The organism is Streptomyces sp. NPDC048612 (assembly GCF_043199295.1).
Classification (GTDB): domain Bacteria; phylum Actinomycetota; class Actinomycetes; order Streptomycetales; family Streptomycetaceae; genus Streptomyces.
In genome coordinates, this window is record NZ_JBICVV010000003.1 from 44529 (window position 1) to 69929 (window position 25401).

Here is a 25401-nt window from a genome sequence, read left to right on the forward strand (position 1 = left end):
GGTCACGACGTTCCCAGTTCCTTGTCGATGAGGTCGAACAGCTCACCGGCGGTCGAGGCCGATGCCAGCTCCCCGTCTTCCTCATCGTTTTCCGCGTACGGACCCGCGCCTTGCGCCTGCTCGCCGTCGCCCTGCCAGTGCGCGGCCAGTGCCCGCAGCCGGCCGGCGATCTCGGCCCGTTCCTCGTCCCCGACCGTGGCCCCGGCCAGCGCCGCCTCCAGCCGGGTGAGCTCGCCGAGGACCGGCTGCGCACCCGAGATCTCGGGCAGGTCGATCTCGTCCAGGACATGGCGCACCAGGACGAGCGGTGTCGGGTAGTCGAAGACGAGGGTGGCAGGCAGCCTCAGCTGTGTCGCCGCGTTGAGGTGGTTGCGGAGTTCCACCGCCGTCAGCGAGTCGAAGCCCAGTTCCTTGAAGGCCTGGTCGGGTTCGATGTCCTCGGCGGCTCCGTGTCCGAGGACGAGGGCCACCTGTGTGCAGACCAGGTCGAGCAGATACTGTTCGCGGTCCGCCGGAGGCAGTGCGGCCAGGCGCGCCGCGAGATCCTGCGCCGCCTCCGTTCCCTTCGCCGCCGCGGCGGCCGCGGTCTGGTGGCGGGCCGGTGCCCGGACCAGGCCGCGCAGCAGCGGCGGTACGGCCTCGGGGTGGGCGCGCAGGGGCGCCGTGTCGAGGTTCATCGGCAGCAGCAGCGGCCGGGCCAGGTCCCGTGCGGTGTCGAGGAGACCGAGCCCCTGTTCCGGGGTGAGCGCGAGCATGCCGCCGCGTGCCATGCGCTGCAGATCGGCCTCGCTCAGCTCGCCCGTCATGCCGACGCCGGGAGCCCAGGCGCCCCACGCCAGTGACTGTGCGGGGAGCCCCAGTCCACCGCGCCGGCAGGCCAGCGCGTCCACGAAGGCGTTCGCCGCCGCGTAGTTGGCCTGTCCGGCACTGCCGAACGTCCCCGCCACGGAGGAGAAGACGACGAACGCCGCCAGGTCCTCGTGCCGGGTCAGCTCGTGCAGGTTGCTGACCGCGTCCGCCTTCGGAGCGAGCACCGTGTCCAGCCTCTGCGGTGTCAGCGAGGACAGGATGCCGTCGTCGAGCACTCCGGCCGTGTGCACGACCGCGGTGAGCGGGTGCTGCGGCGGTACGGAGGCCAGCAGGTCGCGCAGTGCCTCACGGTCGGCGCTGTCGCAGGCGGCGACGGTGACCTCGGCGCCGAGGGCGGTGAGTTCCTCGCGCAGCGCGTCGACGCCCGGAGTCTGCGGCCCCCGGCGACTGGACAGCAGCAGATGCCGGACCCCGTGCTCGGTCACCAGGTGCCGGGCCACCAGCGCGCCCAGACCGCCCGTGCCACCGGTCACCAGCGCCGTGCCCTGCGGGTCGAGGGGAGCCGGCACGGTCAGCACGACCTTGCCGACGTGCCGGGCCTGGCTGAGGTACCGGAAGGCTTCCGGTGCTCTGCGTACGTCCCAGGCCGTCACGGGCAGGGGCTGCAAGGCGCCCTGCTCGAAGAGGTCGAGAAGCGCGGTCAGCATCTCCCCGATCCGCTCGGGGCCTGCCTCCCAGAGATCGAACGCCCGGTATCGCACGCCCTCGTGCGCGGCCGCGACCTCCCACGCGTCACGGACATCGGTCTTCCCCATCTCCAGGAACCGCCCACCGCGCGGCAACAACCGCAACGAGGCATCCACGAACTCCCGCGCCAGGGAGTCCAGCACCACATCCACACCCCGGCCACCGGTCGCCGCCAGGAACGACCGCTCGAAGTCCAGATCACGCGACGAAGCGATATGCGCCTCGTCCAGACCCGAACCGCGCAGCGTCTCCCACTTCCCCGGACTCGCCGTACCGAACACCTCCGCCCCCAGATGCCGCGCCAACTGCACCGCGGCCATACCGACACCACCCGCGGCGGAGTGCACCAACACCGACTCGCCCGCCTGCACCGCACCGAGTTCCACCAGCGCGTAGTACGCCGTCAGGAACACGACGGGTACCGAGGCGGCCTGCGCGAAGGACCAGCCCTCGGGGATGCGGGCCAGCAGTCGGCGGTCGGCCACCGCGAGCGGGCCGAAGGCGCCGAAGAACATACCCATCACCCGGTCACCCGGTTGCAGGTCCGTTACTCCGGGTCCGACCTCCAGCACCACTCCGGCGCCCTCACTGCCGAGTGCGCCGGCCTCGCCGGGGTACATCCCCAGCGCGTTGAGCACATCGCGGAAGTTGACACCTGCCGCACGCACCCCGATGCGCACCTGTCCGGCCGCCAACTCGGCTTCTGCGTCCGGGCATTCGGCCAGCAGCAGATTGTCCAGGGTGCCCTTCTCGGCGATGTCGAGCCGCCAGGCGTCCCCGTCCGTGTCGGGCCGGCGCAGCGCGTCCGCGGTCGAGACCCGGGCCAGCCGCGGTACGTGCAGCGTTCCCGCCCGTAGCGCGGCCTCGGGCTCGCCGCTCGCGAGGGCGCCGGGCACGGCCGCGGCCGAGGCCGCCGTGCCGTCGAGGTCGAGGAGCGTGAACCGTCCCGGGTTCTCCACCGCGGCTGCCCGCACCAGGCCCCAGACCGCGGCCTGCGCCGGGTCCGGGTGGTCCGCGTCCGAGGTGCTCACCGCGCCGTGCGCGAGGATGACCAGCCGGGAGGCGGCGAAGCGCTCGTCGGCCAGCCACGTCTGGAGCAGTGCGAGCGTGTCGTGGGCAGCGGTGTGCGCCCCGGCGGCAGCGTCCGACGGGTCCGTCGTCCTGGTGGCGCTGACCAGCACCACGGCGGGGACCTCATCGGCCAGGTCGGTCAGGCTGTCCGTCGCTTCCACCCGTACGCCGGTGCCGTCCAGGGCAACGGCCGGCGCCATGTCCCCGACGACCGCCCACCGCTCGCCGGACGGTGCGGTGGGCATCGGCACGGTGTTCCAGTCCACCTGGAACAGCGCGTCGTGGTAGGCCGCGCCGCCGCTCACCTGCCCACCGGATACCTGACGGAGCGTCAGGGACTCGATGGAGGCGACCGCGCCTCCTGCGGGGTCGGCCAGTTCGAGGGAGACCGACTCGGGCCCGGACTGGACCAGGCGGACCCGCAGGGCGGTGGCTCCGGCGGCGCGCAGGGAGACGCCGTTCCAGGAGAACGGCAGCCGTCCCCGGCCGACATCCTCCATGGACACGAACATCATCGCGTGCAGTGCGGAGTCGAGCAGCGCGGGATGCAGCCCGAAGGCTCCGGCCGGCCCGTGGTGGTCCTCCGGCAGTCCGACCTCGGCGAAGATCTCGTCGCCGCGCTGCCAGACGGCCTTGAGTCCGCGGAAGACCGGGCCGTAGGCGAATCCGGCCTCGGCGAACCGGCCGTAGAAGTCGTCGACCGAGGTGGCCTCGGCGCTGGGCGGGGGCCAGACCGTGAAGTCGTACGGCTCGCCCTGGTCCGCGGCCGCCCCGGAGGACACCACACCGCTGGCGTTACGCACCCACGGCTGTTCGCCGAGGTCGTCCTCCGGCCGGGAGAACAGGTTCAGCGTCCGCCGCCCGGACTCGTCCGGCGCCTCCACCGCCAGCTGCAACTGCACCGCCCCGCGCTCCGGCAGGACGAGCGGCGCGGCGATGGTGAACTCCTCCACCCGGTCGCAGCCCACCTCGTCGGCCGCGCGTACGGCCAGTTCGAGGAAGCCCGTACCGGGGAACAGAACGGTCCCGGTCACCGCGTGGTCGGCGAGCCACGGGTGGGTGCGCAGCGAGAGCCTGCCGGTGAAGAGGAAGGCATCGGAACCGGCCACTTCGACCGCCGCACCGAGCAGGGGATGGTCGGCCGAACCGAGCCCCGCCGAGCTGATGTCCCCGGTCGGCATGACGGGCGGCTTGGGCCAGTAGCGGTGCCGCTGGAACGCGTAGGTCGGCAGACCGACGCGCCGGGCGTTGCCGCCCTTGAAGGCGGCCTCCCAGGTCAGCGGTGTCCCGGCGGTGAACATCTGGGCGAGGGCGGCGAGCAGGCCGGACACCTCCGGACGGTCCTTCCGCAGCGCGGGGACGAGGAGGTGGCCGGGTTCGTCGAGGCAGCTCTGTGCCATGGCGGTCAGCGTGCCGTCCGGCCCGATCTCCAGGAAACGGGTGACCTCGTGCTCCTCCAGCCACCGGACCCCGTCGGCGAAGCGGACAGCTTCACGGACATGGCGCACCCAGTATTCGGGGGAGGTCAGTTCCGCTGCCGTGGCGAGTTCGCCGGTGACGTTCGAGACCACCGGGATGCAGGGTTCCTCGTACGACACACTTTCCGCGACGGCACGGAACTCATCGAGCATCGGCTCCATCAGCGGCGAGTGGAAAGCATGACTCACCTGGAGCCGCTTCACCTTCCGCCCCTCGGACTCAAAACGCCCGGCGACGTCCGCGACCACGGACTCCTCACCGGCTATGACGACCGAGTTCGGACCGTTCACCGCGGCGATACTCACCTGCTGCTCTAGGCCTTCCAGCAGCGGAAGTACCTCGGCCTCAGCGGCTTGCAGGGAAACCATGGCGCCACCGGCCGGGAGAGCCTGCATCAAGCGGCCACGCGCCGCCACCAAACGACAGGCATCCTCCAGAGACAGGACGCCCGCCACATGGGCAGCCACCAACTCACCGATCGAATGACCCATGACGTAGTCGGGCCGCACACCGAGCGACTCGAAGAGCCGGAACAGCGCCACTTCCACCGCGAACAACGCCGGCTGAGTGAAGCCGGTCCGGTTCAGCCGCTCCACATCCGAGCCCTCATCCTGGCCCTCATCCGAACCGAACACCACACCCCGCAACGGCGACACCAACTCACCATCGAAGTGCGCACACACCGCATCAAAGGCATCCGCGAAGACAGGGAACGACTCGTACAACTCCCGGCCCATCCCCAGCCGCTGCGCACCCTGCCCCGTGAAGAGCAGAGCCAGTCGGCCGGCCGTCCGGACGGCCCCCGTGACGGCATGCGGAGAGGGACCGTCAGCCGCCACGGCAGCCAGGCCTCCGAGCAGCTCGTCCCGGTCCGAACCGAGAACCACGGCCCGGTGCTCCATGACCGAGCGCGTGGTGGCCAGCGACAGGCCCACATCGGCAGTGCGCAGAGCCGGGAAGGTCTCCATGTGTGCGAGCAGCCGTGCGGCCTGTGCGCGGAGCGCGGACCTGGTCTTACCTGTGATCACCCAGGGGACGGGAGAGGACTCCGTAGACGTCCGGGCTCCCTCGGCGTCCTCTTCCGCAGGCGCGGGTGAGGTACCGGGTTCCGTGGACGGGGCTTCCTCCAGGATGGTGTGGGCGTTGGTGCCGCTGATGCCGAACGAGGACACGCCGGCCCGCCGAGGCCGCTCCGACTCGGGCCACTCCACCGCCTCCGTCAGCAGCCGCACCTCCCCCGCCGACCACTCCACATGCGACGACGGCTCATCCACATGCAGCGTCCGCGGCAGAACACCATGCTGCAACGCCAGCACCATCTTGATCACACCCGCCACACCCGCAGCCGCCTGCGTATGCCCAAGGTTCGACTTCACCGACCCCAGCCACAACGGCCGATCGGCCTCCCGGCCCTGGCCATACGTCGCAATCAGCGCCTGCGCCTCAATCGGGTCACCCAGCGACGTCCCCGTACCATGCGCCTCCACCACATCCACGTCGGAGGACGAGAGCCCCGCACCGGCCAACGCCTGCCGGATCACCCGCTGCTGCGAAGGACCATTCGGCGCCGTCAGACCGTTGGAGGCGCCGTCCTGGTTCACGGCGCTGCCGCGTACGACCGCCAGCACCCGGTGACCCTTCCGCCGGGCATCCGACAACCGCTCCACCACCAGCACACCCACACCCTCGGAGAACCCCGCACCATCCGCAGCATCCGAGAACGCCTTGCACCGACCATCAGCAGCCAACCCCCGCTGCCGACTGAAATCCACAAACAACCCCGGCGTCGACATCACCGTCACACCACCCGCCAACGCCAGATCACACTCACCCGCACGCAACGACTGCACCGCCAAATGCAACGCCACCAACGACGCCGAACACGCCGTATCCACCGTCACCGCAGGCCCCTCAAGACCAAACACATACGACAACCGCCCCGACACCACACTCGCCGCATTACCCGTACCGATGTAGCCGCCCAAGTCCTCCTCTCCGGAGGCCACCAACAACCCGGTGTAGTCCTGGCCGTTGGTGCCGGCGAAGACGCCGGTGCGGCTGCCGCGCAGCGAGGTCGGGTCGATCCCGGCCCGTTCGAACGCCTCCCATGACGTCTCCAGCAGCAGCCGCTGCTGCGGGTCCATGGCCACCGCCTCCCGCGGCGAGATCCCGAAGAAGCCCGGGTCGAACTCATCCACTCCCGGCAGGAACCCGCCCTCGCGTGTGGAGACCTTCCCGGGACGGCCCGGCTCCGGGTCGTACAGCCCCTCGACATCCCAGCCACGATCCTCCGGGAACGGCACCACACCGTCCCCGCCCTCGGCCAGCAAGCCCCACAGCTCCTCCGGCGACGCCACACCACCGGGGAACCGGCAGCTCATCGCCACGATCGCCACCGGCTCGTCATGCTCCGGCTGTCCTGCGGGCGCGGTGGCCGGCACGGTGGCCGATGCCGTCGCGGCTCCGTCGTGGGCTGTCGTGTCGGACAGTTCGGCCAGCAGGAAGTCCGCGAGTACCGCGCAGGTCGGGTAGTCGAAGACGAGGGTGGCGGGCAGCCGCAGACCGGTGATGCCGTTCATGCCGTTGCGCAGCTCGACGGCGCTGAGCGAGTCGAAACCGAGGTCGCTGAAGGCCCGTTCGGGATCGACCGCCGAGGGGCCGGCGTAGCCGAGCACGGTGGCGACATAGCTGCGGACGACGTCCAGGATCATGCCGGCGCGTTCGGACTCGGCGAGTCCCGCGAGGTGCTGGAGCAGCTTGGCGGCGTCCGAGCCGGTGTCGTCGCTCTCCTGTGCCGTGTCCAGGAAGCGTTGCGCATCCGGCAGGTCGCGCAGCAGTGCGCTGGGCCGGGAGGCGGTGAAGGCGGGGGTGAACTTGTCCCAGCCGAGGTCGGTGACGGAGATGTAGGTCTCGTCGTGGTCCAGGGCCTGCTGGAGTGCTCCGCAGGCGAGTTCGGGCTGCATGTCGTAGACGCCGTAGCGCCGGAGCCGGTCGCCGACGGCGCCCTCGCCCATTCCGTCTCCGGACCAGTGGCCCCAGGCGACGGCGGTGGCGGGGAGTCCTTCGGCGCGGCGCCGGTCGGCGAGTGCGTCGAGGAAGGCGTTGCCGGGGGCGTAGTTGCCGAGGCCGGGGCCGCTGATGGTGCCGGACGTGGAGGAGAACAGCACGAACGCGGACAGCTCGCGTTCCCGGGTCAGATCGTCGAGGTTGAGCGCCGCGGTGACCTTGGCGCGCAGCACGGTGTCCATCCGGCCGGGGTCGAGGGAGTCGATCACGCCGTCGTCCAGCGAACCCGCGACATGCATGACCGCGTCGAGGGGGTACTCCTCGGGCACGGCTGCCAGCAGGTCGTGCAGCGCCTCGCGGTCGGCGACGTCGCAGGCGGCGAGGGTGACGCGGGAGCCGAGCGCGGTGAGTTCGGCCTTGAGTTCCGCTGCGCCGGGTGCCTCGGAGCCGCGGCGGCTGGTGAGCAGCAGATGCTCGGCGCCCTGGCGGGCCAGCCAGCGGGCGATGTGGCCGCCGACGGCTCCGGTGCCGCCGGTGACGAGGACGGTGCCGCGGGGCCGCCAGGTGCGCCGTGCGGGTGTGCCGGCGAGCGGGGCGCGTACCAGGCGGCGGCCGTAGGCTCCGGAGGCGCGCAGGGCGATCTGGTCCTCGCCGTCCGGGCTCGCGAGCAGGGCACAGAGCCGGTCAGCGGCCCGCCTGTCGAGCGTCTCGGGCAGGTCGAGAAGGCCTCCCCAGCGGTCGGAGTGTTCCAGGGCGGCGACCCGGCCCATGCCCCAGACCAGGGCCTGGTGGGTGTGGGTGACGGACTCGGAGCGGCCGATGGCGACCGCCCCGCGGGTGGTGCACCACAGGGGTGCCTCGATGCCCAGGTCGCCGAGTGCCTGGAGGAGGGACAGGGTCCCGGCCAGTCCCACGGGGACGGCGGGGTGGGCGGGATGGGCGCGCTCGTCCAGCGGGAGCAGCGACAGCACTCCGGTGAGGTCGCCGCCGTCGAGCGCCTCACGCAGCCGGCCCGCGGTCCGCTCACGGCAGGAGCCGTCCTCGGCGGGCAGCTGCACGAGGCGCACCCGGGCGCCGTGTGCGGTGAGCGCTTCCTGTACGGCGGCCACCCGGTCATCGGCGGTTTCCGCCGCCGGGGCGACCAGCAGCCAGGTGCCGTGCAGGGCGGCGGCGGTGCGCTCGGCGAGCGGCGACCAGCGCACGGTGTAGCGCCAGTTGTCGACGGTGGACCTTTCGCGGCTGTTCCTGCGCCACGACGACAGGGCGGGCAGTACGGCGCTCAGCGGCTCGTTGCCGTCCAGGGCGAGGGTGTCGGCGAGGGCCTGGAGGTCCTCCTGTTCGACGCTCTCCCAGAACTTCGCCTCGACGGCGTCGGACAGCGGCTTCTCCTGGCCGTCGGCGGCCGCCAGTTCGCGTGCCTGGGGCCAGTACCGCGCACGCTGGAAGGCGTAGGTCGGCAGGTCGACGCGGCGGGCGCCGGTGCTCGCGTGGACGGCGGTCCAGTCGACGGTCACGCCCTGCGCATGTGCTTCGGCGAGGGAGGTGAGGAGCCGGCGGAGGCCGCCGTCGTCCCGCCGCAGGGTGCCGAGCACGGCAGCGTCCGTGCCGAGTGCGTCCACGCAGTCGCGGAGCCCGCCGGACAGCACGGGATGCGGGCTGACCTCGATGAAGGCACGGTGTCCCGCGGCCACCAGACCGCGGATGGCATCCTCGAACCGCACGGTCTGCCGCAGGTTCGTGTACCAGTAGTCGGCGTCGAGGCCGGTGGTGTCCTGCCACTGGCCGGTGACGGTCGAGAAGAAGGGGATGGTGGCGGCGGCCGGGCCGATGCCGTCGAGTGCGTCGAGCACCTGGGCCCGCACCGGCTCGACCTGCGCCGAGTGGGAGCCGTAGTCGACGGAGACCTTGCGGGCCTGCACGCCGTCCGCGGTCAGCGCGGCGAACAGCTCGTCGAGCGCGTCCGCGGCGCCGGAGACGACGACGGACGCGGGGCCGTTCACGGCGGCGACGGACAGCCGCTCGCCCCACGGCCCGAGGCGCGCACGCACCGCTTCGGCGGGCAGCTGGACGGACATCATGCCGCCGCTTCCCGTGACGGCGGTCAGGGCCAGGCTGCGCAGGGCCACCACGCGCGCCCCGTCGTCCAGGGTCAGCGCCCCGGCGACGCAGGCGGCGGCGATCTCCCCCTGGCTGTGTCCGACGACCGCGTCGGGCTCCACTCCGTATGAGCGCCACAGCTCGGCGAGCGACACCATGACGGCCCACAGTGCGGGCTGGATGACGTCGACCCGTTCGAGGTCCGGTGCGTCGGCGTCGCCGCGCAGGACGGCCGTCAGTGACCAGTCGACGAAGGGGGCGAGGGCGCGTGCGCAGTCGGCCACTCGATCGGCGAACACCGGTGAGCTGTCGAGCAGTTCGCGTGCCATGCCCGCCCACTGGCTGCCCTGGCCGGGGAAGACCAGGACGGGGCGGGCACTGCCGTCGCGGGCGACGCCGCGGGGCACGTCGGAGACCATCGTGCCCTCGGCGATCTCGCGCAGGCCGCGGTCGAGGTCGTCCCGGTCGGCCGCGACGAGCACCGCCCGGTGCTCGAAGGCGGAGCGCGTGGTGGCGAGCGAGAAGCCGAGCCCGGCGAGGTCGCAGTCGTCCGGCCGGGCGAGCAGGTGGGAACGCAGCCGTGCGGCCTGGTCGCGCAGCGCGTCCTCGGTACGCGCCGACAGGGGCACCGGCACGACGGGGAGCGCGGTTGCCGCGGAGGTGTCCGGACGCGTCCGCTGCCGGGGTGCCTCCTCGACGATGACGTGCGCGTTGGTGCCGCTCATCCCGAACGAGGAGACACCGGCCCGGCGGGGCTCGGCCGCGTCCGGCCACGCGACAGCCTCGTTGAGCAGCCGTACGTTGCCCGCCGCCCAGTCGACGTGCGGGCTGGGCTCGTCGGCGTGCAGCGTCCGGGGCAGCAGCCCGTTGCGCAGCGCCATGACCATCTTGATGACGCCGCCCACGCCGGCGGCGGCCTGGCTGTGTCCGATGTTCGACTTGAGCGAGCCGAGCCACAGCGGGCGGTCGTCGTCGCGGTCCTGCCCGTAGGCGGCGATCAGGGCCTGGGCTTCGATCGGGTCGCCGAGTGTGGTGCCCGTGCCGTGCGCCTCGACGGCGTCCACCTGCTGCGGGCCGAGCCCGGCGGCGGCCAGTGCCCGCCGGATGACGCGCTGCTGGGACGGGCCGTTGGGCGCGGTCAGGCCGTTCGAGGCACCGTCCTGGTTGAGGGCGCTGCCGCGGATGACGGCCAGTACGGGATGCCCGTTGCGCCGGGCGTCGGACAGCCGCTCGACGGCCACCATGCCGACGCCCTCGGCCCAGCTCGCGCCGTCGGCGTCGGCCGAGAACGGCTTGCAGCGGCCGTCCTCGGCGAGCGCCCGCTGCCTGCTGAACTCGATGAGCGAGCCGGGGGTGGACATCACCGTCACACCGCCGGCGAGCGCGAGATCGCACTCACCCTGACGGAGCGACTGGACGGCCAGATGCAGGGCCACCAGGGACGAGGAGCAGGCGGTGTCGACGCTGACGGCCGGCCCTTCGAGGCCGAGGGTGTAGGCGATCCGCCCGGACAGCACGCTGGGCGAGTTCCCGGTGCCGATGTATCCCTCGAAGCTCTCCTGCGCTCCGCCGAGGATGCCGATGTAGTCCTGGTAGGTGACACCCGCGAAGACACCGGTGAGGGTGCCGCGGGCGGCCGCGGGGTCGATCCCGGAGCGTTCCAGGGCCTCCCACGACGTTTCGAGGAGCAGCCGCTGCTGCGGGTCCATCGACAGCGCCTCGCGGGGGCTGATGCCGAAGAAGCCCGGGTCGAAGTGGCTGGCGTCGTGCAGGAAGCCGCCTTCGCGGGTGTAGCAGGTGCCCGGGTGGTCCGGGTCCGGGTGGTACAGGCCGGCGAGGTCCCAGCCACGGTCGTCGGGGAACGGGGAGATCCCGTCGCCACCCGCGGCGACCAGCTCCCACAGCTCCTCGGGGGTACGGATGCCGCCCGGGTAGCGGCAGCTCATCCCGACGATGGCGATGGGGTCGTCGTCGACGGGCACACCGGACGACGTGGGCACCAAGTCGCCCGCGTCTCCCGTGAGTTCGCCGTCCATGTAGCGGGCGAGTGCCACCGGGGTCGGGTAGTCGAACACGAGCGTGGCGGGCAACGCCATACCCGTCGCTTCCCTGAGCTGGTTGCGCAGCTCGACGGCGGTGAGGGAGGTGAATCCGAGGTCGGTGAAGCTCCGGGAGGGCTCGACCTCGTCGGGGCCGGCATAGCCGAGGACATGGGCGATTTGGGTACGCACGAGCGTCAGCAGCACTCGGCCGCGCTCGGCCGTCCCCTTCCCGGCGAGCTGCCGCGCCAGGCCGGAGGCTGCCGTCGCCTGCGCACGTGTGGCAATCCGCCGCCCGGAGCCCTGCACCAAGGCGCTGAGGACCGCCGGCAGCGGGGCCGGGGAGCCGCGCAGTGCGGCGCGGTCCACCCGCGCGGGCAGCAGCACGCTCCGGCCCGTCGCCTGAGCGGCACCCACCAGCGTCGCGATCTCCTCGGCCGGCACCGCGGAAAGCCCCGGAGTACCGGCACCGGGCGGCGGCAGCAGTGCCAGGGCGGGCAGCCCGGCGGCGGCACGCCGGTGAGCGAGCGCGGCCAGCCGCCCGCCCGCCGGAGCGTCGGCCGGACCGACGCCGATGAGAACGAACGCGGGCGGCGCACCGTCTCCGTCGGTCCCGCGGGTCAGCTCGTCGAGGCGCTCTGCCGTGTCTATGTCGCGGCTGCGGCTGAGATCGGCGGTGTGGAGGATGGCGCTGATGGGTCGTGCGGTCGCCTGGAGCGCGGCGATGGTCGACTCCAGGGGGGTCGGGGTCTGGTCGCCTTCTCCGTCTTTTTTGTCTTCTCCGTCTTCTCCGTCTTCCTGGTCCTGGTCCTGGTAAGCAACGGTCTCAACCTGGGCCTCGACCTCAAGGGCGGCGGCGAACTGCCCGGCGAACGGGCCGGTGACCAGGACCGTTCCGCCGGGATTCACATCCAGCGCGGTGAGGGCGGTCGGCGCACACCTCACCAGCCGCGCCGCCGACACCTCACCCCCACGAACAGCGATCTCGGACTCGCCCGTGGCAACCGCGGCGGGCAGCACACGGAGGGAGTCGAGTTCGTCGTCGATGTCCACGAGGACTATCCGGCCGGGGTGTTCGGCCTGGACAACGCGGAGCTCGTGCCAGAGGGCGGTGGCCTCCGCGTCCGGTGCCTCGTCACCGATGGCAACGGCGCCCCGGGTGACGCACACCAGACGGGCCGCCGGCTCCTGGGCCAGTCGGTCGCCCAGTGCCGTGAGGGTGCTGTGCGCTTCGGCCGCGGTGGCGACACTGGTCACGAACACCGTGTCGGCAGTCGGGGAATCGGCAGGAGCCGTGGGGTCGGCGGCCTCGGCTGTGGTGGTGCCCAACGTGTCGGCCAAGCCCCAGCGGTCGCTCCTTACTACGGTCATCCGCGACGTATGGGCATCCGCTATGGCTTGCACGGCCTGCACGTCGATCGGCGCCCAGTGGAGACGGAGCAGCGAGGCCGGGAGCGCGGGTGTCCGGTGGTCCCGCAGCTCGCCGGTCTTGCGCATCAGCATCGAGTCGACCGCGAGCACCGGCTGCCCGGAGCCATCGGCTGCCTGGAGGGACACCTCGTCAGGTCCGCGGCGGGTCAGTCGGATGCGCAGTGCGGTCGCGCCGGTGGCCTGCAAGGACACCCCACGCCACGCGAACAGCATGGTCTCCGTCGCCACACCCTCCAGCGCGCCGAGGCCGAGGGGATGGAGCGCCGCGTCCGACAGCGCCGGGTGGAGAGAGAACCCCTCGGTCCCGGCCCCGGCCTCCGGCAGCTCGACCTCGGCATACACCCCGTCGGTGGCCTGCCAGACGCTTCGCACGCCACGGAAGGTCGAGCCGTATGCGAACCCGGCCGCCGCCAGCCCGTCGTACAGGTCGTCGATGTCCACGGGCTCCGCGCCGGCAGGCGGCCATTCCGCGAAGTCGAAAGGCTGCGACGAACCGCTCTCCGCCAGGACGCCGCTCGCATGCCGCGACCAAGGCGCATCGGCCGATGCCTCCGCAGGACGCGCGTACACGCCAAGTGCCCGGTCACCGGAAGCGTCCGGGTCCTCGATGCGCAATTGCAGTTGCACCGCACCGTCCTGGGCGAGCACAAGCGGTGCTTCGAGGGCGAGTTCGCGGATGTGAGAGCAGCCGACCTCGTCCCCTGCGCGCACCGCAAGCTCCAGGAGCGCCGTACTCGGTACGACGATCGCGCCCGCCACCTGGTGCTCGGCGAGCCACGGCTGTGTCCGGGGGGAGAGTCGCCCGGTCAACACCACCTCGTGGCCACCGGCCAGTGACACCGTCGCGCCCAGGAGCGGGTGTCCGGCGGCGGCAAGGCCTATCGACGAGGCGTCCGCGGTGGTGGACGGTATCTCCAGCCAGTAGCGCTGGTGCTGGAAGGCGTAGGTGGGCAGGTCGACGGGCGTGGGGGCGGGGGCAGCGGTGGCAGGGGCAGGGGCAGGGAAGAACGCCTGCCAGTCGATGGCGATGCCGTGGACGTACGCCCGCCCGGCGGCCGACAGCACCGCGGACACCTCACCACGGTCATCGCCACGCAGAGCAGGGATGAGGACCTGATCCGCATCCACGTCACCGTCGAGGCACCCCTGCGCCATGGCGGTCAGGGTGCCGTCCGGGCCGACCTCCAGGAAACGGGTGACCTCGTGCTCCTCCAGCCACCGGATGCCGTCAGCGAACCGGACGGCTTCACGGACATGGCGCACCCAGTATTCGGGTGACGTCAGTTCCGCTGCCGTGGCGAGAGTGCCGGTCACGTTTGAGACCACCGGGATGCGGGGTTCCTCGTACGACACGCTTTCCGCGACGGCACGGAACTCCGCGAGCATCGGCTCCATCAGCGGCGAGTGGAAAGCATGACTCACCTGGAGCCGCTTCACCTTCCGGCCCTCCGACTCGAAACGCCCGGCGACGTCCGCGACCACGGCCTCCTCACCGGCTATGACGACCGAGTTCGGACCGTTCACCGCGGCGATGCTCACCTGCTGCTCATGGCCCGCCAGCAGCGGAAGTACCTCATCCTCGGCGGCCTGGAGGGAGACCATGGCCCCGTCAGTCGGAAGAGCCTGCATCAACCGCCCACGGGCAGCCACCAAACGGCAGGCATCCTCCAGCGACCACACCCCCGCCACGTGAGCAGCCACCAACTCGCCGATGGAATGACCCATGACGTAGTCGGGCCGCACACCGAGCGACTCGAAGAGCCGGAACAGCGCCACCTCCACCGCGAACAACGCCGGCTGAGTGAAGCCGGTCCGGTTCAGCCGCTCCACATCCGAGCCCTCATCCTGGCCCTCATCCGAACCGAACACCACACCCCGCAACGGCGACACCAACTCACCATCGAAGTGCGCACACACCGCATCAAAGGCATCCGCGAAGACAGGGAACGACTCGTACAACTCCCTTCCCATTCCCAGCCGCTGCGCACCCTGCCCAGTGAAGAGCAGAGCCAGCCGACCTCCGGCGTCCACCGCACCCGTACCCGTTACCGCATGGACTGCAGCAGTTCCCTCTGCCACAGCGGTAAGGCCATTGAGGAGTTCCGCGCGCTCGGTGCCGAGGACGACGGCCCGGTGTTCAAACGCCGCACGTGTCGTGGCCAGGGCGAACCCGACCTCCGGCAGACCGAGTTCAGGCCGCGCCTCCTCCACATGCGCCAGCAACCGCTGCGCCTGCGCCCGCAGCCCCTCCCGGCTCCGCGCCGACACCACCCACGGCACCACACCCCCGACCACACCCACCGGGCCGGCCTCCGAACCCTCTTTCACCGGAGCCTGCTCGATCACCACATGGGCATTGGTCCCGCTGACGCCAAAGGCAGAAACCGCCCCCCGCCCCGGTCGGCCGCTCTCCGGCCATCCCATGGCTTCGGTCAGCAGTCGTACGTTGCCGGCCGACCAGTCGACGTGTGACGACGGCTCATCGGCGTGCAGAGTCTGCGGAAGGACGCCGTGCTGGAGCGCCAGCACCATCTTGATCACACCGGCCGCACCCGCAGCCGCCTGCGTGTGCCCGATGTTCGACTTCACCGAACCCAACCACAACGGCCGGTCGGCGTCTCGGCCCTGGCCGTACGTCGCAATCAGCGCCTGCGCCTCGATCGGGTCGCCCAGCGACGTCCCCGTGCCATGCGCCTCGACCGCGTCCACATCCGACGCCGACAGCCCCGCACTGGCCAGCGCCTGCCGGATCACCCGCTGCTGAGAAGGACCATTCGGCGCCGTCAGACCGTTCGACGCGCCATCCTGATTCACCGCACTGCCACGCACCACGGCCAACACCCGATGACCGTTCCGCCGGGCATCCGACAGCCGCTCCACCACCAGCACACCAGCGCCCTCGGCCCAACCGGTGCCATCCGCAGCGTCCGAGAACGCCTTGCACCGGCCATCAGCAGCGAGACCGCCCTGGAGACTGAACTCGACGAAGGCTCCGGGGTTACCCATGACCGTCACACCACCGGCGAGGGCGAGGTCGCATTCGCCCGAGCGCAGGGACTGCGCCGCCAGGTGCAGGGCGACCAGCGACGAAGAACACGCCGTGTCCACCGTCACCGCAGGTCCCTCAAGACCCAGCGCATACGACACCCGGCCCGACACCACGGCGCCCGAGCTTCCGGTGAGCAAGTGCCCCCCGAGGCCTTCCGGAGCCTCCCGCAGCCCGGCCCCGTAGCCCGATGCACTGGCCCCGACAAAGACACCCGTTCGGCTGCCCTTGACCGAAGTGGGGCTCACGCCAGAGCGTTCGAGAGCTTCCCAGGAGGTTTCCAGCAGCAGCCGCTGCTGCGGGTCGATCGCGACCGCTTCACGTGGGCTGATACCGAAGAACGCCGGATCGAACTGGGCGGCATCACGCAGGAAACCGCCCGACTGCGTGCGGCTCCCGCCTGCCTGGTCGTCGTCGTTCCCGAAGAGGGATTCGAGATTCCAGCCACGGTCCGTGGGGAATCCGGAGATGGCGTCTTCGGCTCCGGCCACCAGCCGCCACAGGTCCTCGGGACTGGCCACACCCCCGGGAAGCCGGCAGCTCATCCCGACGATGACCACCGGATCGTCCGACGTGGAAGCCCTCACCGGCAGGTCGGACGCCACACCCGACGCCGCCCCGAACAGCTCACCCTCCAGAAAACGCGCCAGGTCGACCGGCGTCGGGTAGTCGAAGACCAGGGTGGCGGGAAGCCGCAGACCGGTCTCGGCATTCAGTCCGTTGCGCAGCTCGACGGCAGTGAGCGAGTCGAAGCCCAAGTCACGGAAGGTGCCGCCGCTTTCGAGGCCGGCAGATGTGGTGTAGCCGAGGACTGCCGCGGCGTGGGTACGCACCAACTCCAGCAGCGCCCGCTCCCGCTCCACAACCGACAGTCCCGCCAAATGCTCCCGCACCACCCCGACACCGGAACCCTCGCCACCGGCACCGGAAGCCAACGCCGCCCGTACCTCCGGGAGGTCCTCCAGCAGTGGGCTCGGGCGAGCGCTGGTGAACGCGGGGACAAAGCGTTGCCACTCCACATCGGCGACCACTACCGAAGCCTCGCCCACTGCCCTCTCCAACGCTGACACCGCCAACGCCGGGTCCAACGCCTTCAGCCCGCGACGCAGCAGATGCTCCTCCGCGCCCTCTGTGCCGGCCATGCCGCCGCCGGCCCACGGGCCCCACGCCACCGCGCAACCGACCGCACCCCGGGCACGACGCGCCGCCACCAACCCCTCAACAAACGCATTCCCCGCCGCATACGCCCCCTGGCCACCACTGCCCCACACACCAGCAATCGACGAGAACACCACAAACGCATCCAACTCACGATCGTGCAAGGCCTCGTCCAGCACCACGGCACCGGCAACCTTCGCCCTCATCACGTCAGCGAAATGCTCCGCATCCGCCTCACACAACGGGACGGAATCCACCACACCCGCCGCATGAACCACGGCATCCACCGCACACCCGGACAACAACTGCTCAACCGCACCACGATCGGCCACATCACAGGCCGCCACCGTCACCCGCACCCCGAGGGCGGACAGCTCCGCCTCCAGGTCGGCCGCACCAGGCGCCGCAAGACCCCGACGACTCGTCAGAACGAGATGCTCGGCACCCCGCTCAGCCGCCCAACGCGCCACACGAGCACCCAACGCACCCGTACCCCCCGTGATCAGCACCGTCCCACGCGGCCGCCATCCATCAGCCGCATCACCGACCGGAGCCGGGGCGTGCACCAGCCGCCGTCCAAACACTCCCGACGCCCGCACCGCCACCTGATCCTCGCCACCATCAGCGAGAACCCCAACCAGGCGGCCAAACGCCCTACGATCCACCGCCTCCGGAAGGTCCACCAGGCCACCCCAACGGTCCGGCAACTCCAAAGCAGCCACCCGACCCAAACCCCACACCGCCGCCTGCACCGGATCGGGCCCAGCATCCGACCCACCGATCGACACAGCCCCCCGCGTCACCACCCACACACGCCCACCCACACCCACATCCCCCAATGCCTGCACCACCACAGCAGCCCGCACCACATCCCCCACACCCACCACCAACACACCGGCAAACGACTCCACACCAGCCACCGCACCCACCCGCTCAGCCAACAGCCCCCGGTCCCACTCCCCCGCACCACACTCCACCCGCTCAACCGCCACACCACACGCCGCCAGCCCCTCCACCACAGCCCCGGCAAACGCATCCCCCGCAGCCACCACCGCAAGCCAACGACCATCCGGCACCCCACCGGACCGCGCCGCCAACGGCTTCCACTCCACCCGATACCGCCAGTTCTCACTGGGGTCGGCATGAGGTGCTGGCGTCGGCCAGTAGCGCTCACGCTGGAACGCGTAGGTGGGCAGATCGACCTGCCGCGCCCCGGAGAAGCACGTACGCCACTCCACGTCCATGCCGAGCACGAACGCATGCGATACGGCGGTCAGCAGGGCCTCGTCCTCGGAGCGGTCCTTGCGCATCGCGGGAAGCAGACAGTGATCGGATGCCGAAAGGCAGAGCTGTGCCATGGCGGTCTGGGAGCCGTCCGGCCCGATCTCCAGGAACCGGGTCGCCCCGTGCACCTCCAGCCACCGCACACCGTCAGCGAAACGGACCGCCTCACGCACATGGCGCACCCAGTAGTCAGCAGAGGCCAGCTCCTCCGCCGCAGCGAACTCACCGGTCACATTCGAGACCACCGGGATACGCGGCTCCGCGTACACCACACTCTCCAGAACCGCCCGGAACTCCTCCAACATCGGTTCCATCAGCGGGGAGTGGAAGGCATGGCTGACCTGGAGCCGCTTCACCTTCCGACCCTCGGATTCAAAGCACCCGGCGATCTCGGCAACAGCCGACTCGTCACCCGAAACCACCACCGACTGCGGACCATTCACCGCAGCAACACTCACCCGCTGCTCCAGGCCCTCCAGCAGCGGCAACACCTCCGCCTCCGACGCCTGAAGCGACACCATCGCCCCACCCACCGGCAACGCCTGCATCAACCGCCCACGCGCCGCCACCACACGACACGCATCCTCCAGCGACCACACCCCCGCCACATACGCAGCCACCAACTCACCAACGGAATGCCCCATGAGGTAGTCGGGGCGGATGCCGAACGACTCGACGAGCCGGAACAGCGCCACCTCCACCGCGAACAGCGCCGGCTGAGTGAAACCGGTCCGGTGCACCGTCTCCGTATCCGCCTCGGCAAGCGCCTCGTCACCGAACACCACACTCCGCAGCGGCGCCGCCAACTCACCGTCGAAGTGCGCACACACCGCATCAAACGCATCCGCGAAGACCGGGAAGGTCTCGTACAACTCCCTTCCCATTCCGAGGCGTTGCGCACCCTGGCCCGCGAACAGCAGAGCCAGTCGGCCGTCGGCCGGGGACCCCTTTATGACACCGGGGGTCCGGAGGCCGTCGGCGAGCGCGGCCAGGCGCTGGAGTACCGATGCGGGGTCGTCCGCCAGTACCACCGCGCGGTGGTCGAAGCGCGTGGAGCGGGTGGTGGCGAGGGAGTAGCCCAGGTCCGCCGGGTCGAGTGCGGGGTCGGCCTCGTAGGCCGCGCGCAGGCGAGCCGCCTGTGCGCGGAGGGCGGGCTCGGTACGTGCCGCGAGCACCAGCGGTGTGAGGGAGAGCCGTCCAGACACGGCGGCCGGGACGACCTCGGTGGTGGCTTGCGGCTCGGGGGCGCTTTCGAGGACCACGTGTGCGTTGGTGCCGCTGATGCCGAACGAGGACACACCTGCTCGACAGACATGGGCTGCCGCTTCGTCGTGGAGCGGCCAGGCGACCGGCTTCGTGAGCAGCCGTACGTTGCCCTCCGACCAGTCCACGTGAGGTGAGGGGGCGTCCACGTGCAGGGTCCGCGGCAGCACACCGTGCTGGAGCGCCAGCACCATCTTGATCACACCCGCCACACCCGCAGCCGCCTGGGTGTGGCCAATGTTCGACTTCACCGACCCCAGCCACAACGGCCGGTCCTCGGCCCGGTCCTGGCCATAGGTGGCCAGGAGTGCCTGTGCCTCAATGGGGTCACCGAGTGCCGTTCCCGTGCCGTGCGCCTCGACCGCATCCACCTCCGAGGCCGCCAGGCCTGCACTGGCCAGTGCCTGCCGGATCACCCGCTGCTGGGACGGGCCGTTGGGCGCCGTCAGACCGTTCGACGCGCCATCCTGATTCACCGCGGAACCAGCCACGACAGCCAGTACCCGATGACCGTTGCGCCGGGCGTCCGACAGCCGCTCCACGACCAGCACCCCAACGCCCTCACCCCAGCCGGTCCCGTCGGCGCCGGCGGCGAACGCCTTGCACCGGCCGTCCGGAGCGAGTCCGCGCTGCCGGCTGAATTCCACGAACGCCCCGGGCGTCGACATCACCGTCACACCGCCCACCAGCGCCAGGTCACACTCACCGGAACGCAGCGCCTGCGCCGCCCAGTGCAGGGCCACCAGCGACGAGGAGCACGCCGTATCCACGGTCACCGCCGGGCCCTCCAGGCCGAGCGTGTAGGCCACACGCCCGGACACCACACTCGCGGCATTTCCCGTACCGATGTAACCGTCGAAGTCGTCCGGGGAACCGGCCAACAGCGCCGGATAGTCCTGACCGTTCGTGCCCACGAACACACCCGCACGGCTGCCCCGCACGGAATGCGGGTCGATGCCGGCCCGCTCCAGCGCCTCCCAGGACACTTCCAGCAACAGACGCTGCTGCGGATCGGTCGCCACCGCTTCCCGGGGACTCATCCCGAAGAAGACCGGGTCGAACTGGTCGACGTTCTTGAGGAATCCACCGACCTTGACGTACGTGGTCCCCAGGTGTTCGGGGTCGGGATCGTAGACCGTGTCCAGGTCCCAGCCGCGGTCAGCCGGGAACGCGCCCACGGTATCCGCACCATCCGACAGCAGCTTCCAGAAAGCCTCCGGAGAGTCAACACCACCCGGGAAGCGGCAGTTCATGCCCACGATGGCAAGGGGGTCACCGTCAGCCGCGGAGAGAGTCGCCGGTGACTGCTCGATGTCGTGCTGGACCGGCGCGATCCTGGTGCGCAGAAGGCCGGCCAGTGCTGTCGGGGTCGGATAGTCGAAGACCACCGTTGCGCTCAGCGTGATCCCGCATGCCAGGCTCAGGGCGTTCCGCAGCTCCACGGCGAGCAAGGAGTCGACACCGAGGTCCCGGAAGGACCGGTTCGGCGGGACGTCAGCCGGGCCCGCGTAATGCAGCACCCCGGCGGCGTAGGACCGGACGAGATCGGTGAGTACGCGCTCCTGCTCGGCCGGCTCCAGGCCCGCGAGCTGCCGGTGCAGCTCGGACCGGGGGTCGTCGCCGCCCGTCTCTGTGGTCTGCTCGACCGCGGCACGCATCTCCGGAAGATCGCCGATCAGCGGGCTCGGCCGGACCGCGGCGAAGGCGGCACGGAAGTCCGTCCAGGTGATGTCGGCGATCACCAGACCGGGTGCACCGGAGCGGATCGCGCTCCCCATGGCCTCGACGGCGAGGTCCGGCTGCAGCGGGGACACTCCGCCCCGGCGCATCCGCCGGGCCATCGACTCATCACTCGCCATGCCCGTCTCGCCCCAGGGCCCCCAGGCAAGGGACGTCGCGGCAAGCCCTTCGCCCACCCGCCGCTCGGCAAGGGCATCCAAGTAGGCATTGGCCGCCGCATAGTTGGCCTGGCCGGCGGCACCGATGGTGCCGGCGACGGACGAGAACAGGACAAAGGCCGACAGGTCACGACCGCGAGTCGCCTCGTGCAGGTTGGCGGCCGAATCGGCCTTGGCCCGCAGGACGGCGGCGAACCGTTCGGGTGTGAGGGAGTCGAGAACGCCGTCGTCGAGTACAGCGGCGGCGTGGAAGACGGCGTCCACGGGATGCTCGGAGAGCAGTGCCTCGACCGCGTCCGGATCTGCGACATCGCAGGCCGCCACCGTCACCCGTACACCGAGGGCGGACAGCTCCGCCTCCAGGTCGGCCGCACCAGGCGCCTCCGGGCCACGACGGCTCGTCAGGACCACATGCTCGGCACCGCGTTCGGCCACCCAGCGCGCCACCCGGGCACCCAACGCACCCGTACCACCCGTGATCAGCACCGTCCCACGCGGCCGCCAACCCTCGACCGCGTCATCGGACGCGGGAGCCGGAGCGTGTGCCAGCCGACGCCCGAACACCCCCGACGCACGCACCGCCACCTGATCCTCACCACCATCGGCAAGCACCCCAACCAGGCGGTCGAGCGCCCTACGATCCACCGCCTCCGGCATGTCCACCAGGCCACCCCAACGATCCGGATGCTCCAGCGCCGCCACCCGGCCCACACCCCACACCGCCGCCTGCACCGGATCGGGCCCACCATCCGACCGACCGATCGAAACAGCCCCCCGCGTCACCACCCACACACGCCCACCCACAGCGGCGTCCCCCAACGCCTGCACCACCACCGCAGTACGCACGGCGTTCCCGGCACCCACCACCAACACACCGGCGAACGGCTCCGCACCAGCCACCTCACGCACCCGCGCGGCGAGCACACCCCGGCCCCACTCCCCCGCGCCACACTCCACCCGCTCAACCCGCACACCACACTCCGCCAGACCCTCCACCACGGCCTCGGCGTACGCGTCCCCCGCAGCCACCACCGCGAGCCAGCGACCGTCCGGCACCCCGCCGGACCGCGCAGCGAGCGGCTTCCACTCCACCCGATAGCGCCAGCCGTCCACCACCGACCGCTCACGCCGCTGCCGCCGCCACGACGTCAGCGCAGTGCGCGCCTCCGCCCACGAGGCATCACCGGCGATCGCCAGTTCCCCGGCCGCCGCTGCCGCATCACCACGCTCGATCACGTCCCAGAGCTGCGCGTCGACTCCCTCGATCGCGGGGGACGCGGCCCCCTCCGTCTCCGTCTCCGTACCCGTCGCCGCCAGCCAGTAGCGCTGACGCTGAAAGGGATAGGTCGGCAGATCGACGGGGCGTGTCCCGGGCAGCAGCGCGGCCCAGTCGAGTACGGCGCCGTGCGCGTGCAGCTGCGCAAGAGCCGTCACCACGTGCTGTGCCTCGGAACGGTCCCTTCGCAACGCGGGAACCGCCAGGTGCGCGGGGCCCTCCACACACATCTGAGCCATCGCGGTGAGCGTGCCGTCGGGCCCTATTTCGAGATAGCGGGCGACGCTGTGCTCCTCCAGCCAGCGGATACCGTCCGCGAAGCGGACCGCCTCGCGGACATGTCGCACCCAGTAGTCGGGGGAGGTCAGCTGCTCCACCGTGGCGAGTTCACCGGTGACATTCGAGACCACGGGGATGCGCGGCTGCTCGTACGTGATGCTCTCCGCGACGGCACGGAACTCGTCGAGCATCGGCTCCATCAGCGGGGAGTGGAAGGCGTGACTCACCTGGAGCCGCTTCACCTTCCGGCCCTCGGACTCAAAACGCCCGGCGATCTCCGTCACGGCGGACTCCGCGCCGGAGATCACGACCGCCTGCGGACCATTCACCGCGGCGATACTCACCTGCTCCTCGCGGCCCTCCAGCAGCGGACGTACCTCGTCCTCGGCGGCTTGGAGGGACACCATCGCGCCGCCCGTCGGCAGCGCCTGCATCAACCGCCCACGCGCCGCCACCAGCCGGCACGCGTCGTCCAACGACAGCACGCCCGCCACATGCGCAGCCACCAGCTCACCGATGGAATGCCCCACCAGGAAATCCGGCCGCACGCCGAACGACTCCACCAACCGGAACAGCGCCACCTCCACGGCGAACAAGGCCGGCTGAGTGAACTCCGTCCGACTCAGCGCCTCGGCATCGTCACCGAACACGACATCCCGCAGCCGCGCCCCCAACTCGCCCTCGAAGCACGCACACACCGCGTCAAAAGCGTCCGCGAACGCCGGGAATGCGTCATACAACTCACGCCCCATTCCCAGGCGTTGGGAGCCCTGTCCCGCGAGCAGAAAGGCCGTCTTCGCGCCGGGCAGGTCCGTGCCCCGCACGGTGCCTTCGGCGTACTCGTCACGGGCGAGGGCGTCTAGTGCCGCGACCAGTTCCGCGCGGCTGCTGCCGAGGACGACGGCACGGTTCTCCAGCGCGGCGCGGGTCGAGGCGAGCGAGCGGGCGAGGTCGCGTATGTCGTACCCGGGGTGGGCCTCGACGTGTGAGAGCAGCCTTCTGGCCTGCTCGCGGAGGGCGGAGTCACCGCGCGCCGAGAGGACCCAGGGCACGATCGGCAGCCGCGCTGACGCGGCCGTGCCGTCCTGCGGCCCTTCTTCGGGCGCGGGCTCCGCCTCGGGTGCCTGCTCGATCACCGCGTGCGCGTTGGTGCCACTGACACCGAAGGCGGAGACCGCCCCGCGCCCCGGTCGCCCGTTCTCCGGCCACCCGAGGGCCTCGGTCAGCAGTCGTACGTTGCCGGACGACCAGTCGACGTGTGACGACGGCTCATCGGCGTGCAGGGTCTGGGGGAGGACGCCGTGCTGCAGAGCCAGCACCATCTTGATGACACCCGCCACACCCGCGGCCGCCTGGGTGTGTCCGATGTTCGACTTCACCGAGCCCAGCCACAACGGCCGGTCGGCGGCCCTGTCCTGGCCGTACGTCGCGAGCAGCGCCTGCGCTTCTATCGGGTCGCCCAGCGACGTCCCCGTACCGTGCGCCTCTACCGCGTCCACATCCGACGGCGCGAGTCCCGCACCGGCCAGTGCCTGCCGGATCACCCGCTGCTGCGAAGGACCATTCGGCGCCGTCAGACCGTTGGACGCACCGTCCTGATTCACGGCACTGCCGCGCACGACCGCCAGCACCCGGTGGCCGTTCCGCCGGGCGTCCGACAGGCGCTCCAGTACCAGCATGCCGACGCCCTCGGCCCACCCCGTGCCGTCCGCGGACTCCGCGAACGCCTTGCAGCGGCCGTCGGCGGCAAGGCCGCGCTGCCGGCTGAACTCGATGAACGCCCCGGGGGTGGCCATCACCGTCACCCCGCCCGCCAGCGCGAGCGTGCATTCGCCGGACCGGAGGGCCTGTGACGCCAGGTGCAGCGCGACCAGGGAGGAGGAGCAGGCCGTGTCCACGGTCACGGCAGGGCCCTCAAGTCCCAGTGTGTACGCGACACGACCCGACACGACCGAGGTCGAGTTGCCCGTCAGGAGATGGCCCCGCACATCGTCGGGGACATCGCGAAGGCCGGCACCGTATTCCTGGCCGCTGGCCCCGACGAACACACCGCTGCGGCTTCCCCGCAGGCCGAGGGGGTCGATTCCGGCGCCCTCGAAGGCCTCCCAGGACGCTTCGAGCAGCAGTCGCTGCTGCGGGTCCATCGCGAGCGCTTCGCGCGGCGAGATCCCGAAGAAGCCGGGGTCGAATTCGGTGGCCTCGTAGACGAAGCCGCCCTTGCACGAGTAGCTGGTGCCCGATCCGCCCGCCTCCGGGTCGTACAGCGCATCGGCATCCCAGCCGCGGTCCTGCGGCCACTCGGAGATGGCGTCCTCCCCGCTGTGCAGCAGGCGCCAGAACTCCTCCGGCGACCGCACACCCCCGGGAAGGCGGCAGCTCATTCCGACGATTGCGACCGGCTCCTGCTGCTGCGATTCCAGCTCCTGCAGGCGCCGACGGGTCTCATGCAGGTCCGCGGTGACCCACTTGAGGTAGTCCCGAAGCCGTTCTTCATTCGCCATGTGGAACTTGCCCCAT

1 protein-coding gene is annotated in these 25401 nt (G+C 71.1%); it reads right to left on the bottom strand.

All coding sequences use genetic code 11. The features are described from left to right. Nucleotides 1-2 precede the first annotated feature (2 nt). Nucleotides 3-25385, bottom strand: a complete 25383-nt coding sequence (locus ACGFN2_RS06635) for a type I polyketide synthase (protein ID WP_393358049.1) — start codon at nt 25383-25385, stop codon at nt 3-5. Nucleotides 25386-25401: the final 16 nt, after the last annotated feature.

Bases quoted from the DNA above. Each gene is read 5' to 3' on its own strand.
- ACGFN2_RS06635 (WP_393358049.1), bottom strand. From the start codon at position 25,385: ATGGCGAATGAAGAACGGCTTCGGGACTACCTCAAGTGGGTCACCGCG.